This window comes from Microbulbifer halophilus, assembly GCF_026183675.1.
GTDB classification, from domain to species: Bacteria; Pseudomonadota; Gammaproteobacteria; order Pseudomonadales; family Cellvibrionaceae; genus Microbulbifer; species Microbulbifer halophilus.
This window is the reverse complement of the sequence record NZ_JAPIVK010000089.1, coordinates 1-1,067: the sequence shown is the minus strand read 5'-3', so window position 1 is coordinate 1,067 and position 1,067 is coordinate 1. Positions and strand designations below refer to the sequence as shown.

Here is a 1,067-nt window from a genome sequence, read left to right as displayed (position 1 = left end):
TTCATCTTGACGTTGTCGCCCGGCATTACCATCTCGGTACCTTCCGGCAGCTGCACGTCACCGGTCACGTCGGTGGTGCGGAAGTAGAACTGCGGGCGGTAGCCCTTGAAGAACGGAGTGTGGCGACCACCTTCGTCCTTCGACAGTACGTAAACCTCACCTTCGAACTTGGTGTGCGGCGTGATGGAGCCCGGCTTCGCCATTACCTGGCCGCGCTCCACTTCGTCGCGCTTGGTGCCGCGCAGCAGGGCGCCGATGTTCTCGCCGGCACGACCTTCGTCCAGCAGCTTGCGGAACATCTCGACACCGGTACAGGTGGTCTTGGTGGTTTCGCGGATGCCGACGATTTCGATTTCGTCGCCAGTCTTCAGGATGCCGCGCTCGACACGACCGGTGACAACCGTACCGCGACCGGAGATGGAGAAGACGTCTTCGATCGGCATCAGGAACGGCTGGTCCACGGCGCGCTCCGGCTCCGGGATGTACTCGTCCAGGGTTTCCACCAGCTTCTTCACAGCGGTGGTGCCGTGCTCGTTGTCGTCCTTGCCTTCCAGCGCCATCAGCGCGGAGCCGGTGATGATCGGGGTGTCGTCACCCGGGAAGTCGTAGTCACTCAGCAGTTCGCGCACTTCCATCTCGACCAGCTCGAGCAGTTCTTCGTCGTCGACCATGTCGGCCTTGTTCAGGAACACGACAATGTACGGTACGCCAACCTGGCGGGACAGCAGGATGTGCTCGCGGGTCTGCGGCATGGGGCCGTCAGCGGCGGAGCAGACCAGGATGGCGCCGTCCATCTGCGCCGCACCGGTAATCATGTTTTTCACATAGTCGGCGTGCCCGGGGCAGTCCACGTGGGCGTAGTGACGGGTCGGGGACTCGTATTCCACGTGGGAGGTGGCAATGGTGATACCGCGCTCTTTCTCTTCCGGCGCATTGTCGATGCCGGCGAATTCGACCGCCGCACCGCCCCAGACTTCCGCGCAGACGCGTGTCAGCGCCGCGGTCAGGGTGGTCTTGCCGTGGTCGACGTGACCGATGGTGCCCACATTGATGTGGGGCTTGGAACG

Annotated in this window: 1 protein-coding gene; it reads right to left on the bottom strand. The window is 63.0% G+C overall.

Annotated elements, in window-relative coordinates; all coding sequences use genetic code 11:
- On the bottom strand, positions 1-1,067 hold a 1,067-nt coding region (tuf, locus tag OQE62_RS19325), incomplete at both ends, for an elongation factor Tu (protein ID WP_265723681.1).